Consider the following 1,075-nt stretch of genomic DNA (forward strand, 5'->3'; position numbering starts at 1 on the left):
CACGCCGGCCGAGGCGGCGCTGGCTGCGATCTGGGCCGACCTGCTGCGCCAGCCCAAGATCGGCGTCACCGACAATTTCTTCGAGCTCGGCGGCGATTCCCTGATCGCCGTCCAGCTCGTCAGCCGCATCAAGCGCGATCTCGGCCACGACCTGCCGCTCAACCGTCTGTTTGAAATGACGACCGTTGAAACCATGGCGGCTGCGCTGGGCCTGGAGAGCGAGACCGACAAGCGGAGCGGCGACATCGCCGCGATGCTCGACATGTTGAAGGAAGTCGAACTGTCCGATGAGTGACACGGCAACCACGCAAAAGCAGCAGCTGCACGACATCTCACGGCGCCTGATGCGCCTCGATGCCGGCAAGCGGCACGCGTTCCTCTCGCAACTCGCGGCGAAGGGCGTCAACCTCGCCATGCTGCCGATCGTGCGCCAGGAGCGCAAGCGGGCGCCGCTGTCCTTTGCGCAATCGCGCCTCTGGTTCCTGTGGCGGATGGATCCGGGCAGTGCCGCCTACAACATCTCGGCGGCGCTACGTGTGCGCGGCAAGCTGCAACCACGCGCGTTGCAACAGGCGTTCGATGCGCTCGTCGTCCGCCACAGCGTGCTTCGCACGGTATTTCGACAGGAAGGAGAGCAAGCCGAACAGTTTGTCCGCGATCCGCAACCAGTCGCGTTGCGGCACGTGACCCTCGATGGCGATGACCGCGAAGGGCAGGCGCGTTTGCTGGCGCGGCAGGAAGCCTCGCTGCCGTTCGATCTGGAAGCCGGTCCGCTCATGCGCGCGGCGTTGCTGACGCTGAACGAGGACGACCACTTCCTCGTCGTCAGCCTGCACCATATCGTGACCGACGGCTGGTCGATGGGCGTGCTGGTCGATGAATTCTGGACGCTGTACGCGGCATTTGCATGCGGTGAAACACCGGCCCTGCCGGAGCCGGAGATCGGGTACGCCGACTACGCCGAATGGCAGCGGCTCTGGATGAGCGCGGTCGATGGCGTGCGGCAGGTCGACTACTGGACCCGGCGTCTCGCCGATCCAGCCGTGCTCCAGCTGCCGATCGACCGGGCGCGGCC

At 66.0% G+C, this 1,075-nt stretch carries 2 protein-coding genes; both read left to right on the plus strand.

The genetic code is table 11. The annotated features are described in order from the left end of the window. A partial coding sequence (locus MOV75_RS39370) for a phosphopantetheine-binding protein (RefSeq protein WP_247008233.1) occupies nt 1–295 on the plus strand: 295 nt, incomplete at its 5' end. 49 nt (nt 296–344) lie between these two features. Continuing rightward, the coding region (locus MOV75_RS39375) for a condensation domain-containing protein (protein ID WP_247008234.1) at nt 345–1,075 on the plus strand (731 nt) is incomplete at its 3' end.

Source organism: Bradyrhizobium sp. PRIMUS42, assembly GCF_023006515.1.
Lineage (GTDB): Bacteria > Pseudomonadota > Alphaproteobacteria > Rhizobiales > Xanthobacteraceae > Bradyrhizobium.